Origin of the sequence: Levilactobacillus brevis ATCC 14869 = DSM 20054 (assembly GCF_001433855.1) — a bacterium.
GTDB classification, from domain to species: domain Bacteria; phylum Bacillota; class Bacilli; order Lactobacillales; family Lactobacillaceae; genus Levilactobacillus; species Levilactobacillus brevis.
Map to the genome: position 1 here is coordinate 1 of NZ_AZCP01000011.1, position 574 is coordinate 574.

The window sequence follows — 574 nt, forward strand, 5'->3', positions numbered from 1 at the left end:
TTAAGTGATGGGAGGAAATAAACATGACAAGTCCGATTCACGTAATGTCCGAAATTGGTAAGTTAAAGACGGTAATGCTCAAGCGGCCGAACGTTGAAGTGGAAAACTTCACGCCTGATATGATGGAACGTCTGCTGTTTGATGACATTCCATATTTACCAATTGCGCAACAAGAACATGATAACTTTGCTGAAACTTTACGGCAAAACGGTACGGAAGTCTTGTATTTGGAACAACTCTCTGCCGAAGCCCTCGATGACGGTGGCGAAGAGGTTAAGTTAAACTTCCTGGAACAAATGCTTGCTGAAAGTGGCTACGTTGCTGGTGTAACGCATGACGCTTTGAAAGAATACTTATTATCATTGGATACCCAAGCCATGGTCAACAAGATTATGGGTGGTGTACGGAAGAATGAACTCGACTTTGTCCCAGCTGATTTAGTCAGTGCGGCTGAAGAAGACGATTATCCATTCTTTATGGATCCAATGCCTAACTTATACTTCACGCGGGATCCTGCCGCTTCAATCGGTGATGGGTTGAGTATCAACCATATGACATTCGCCGCTCGGCAACG

General features: G+C 44.4%; 1 protein-coding gene. It reads left to right on the forward strand.

Annotated elements, in window-relative coordinates; translation table 11 throughout:
* Positions 1–23 precede the first annotated feature (23 nt).
* Positions 24–574 (forward strand): arginine deiminase family protein (locus FC61_RS12235; RefSeq protein ID WP_235803835.1); only part of this gene is annotated, 551 nt, incomplete at its 3' end.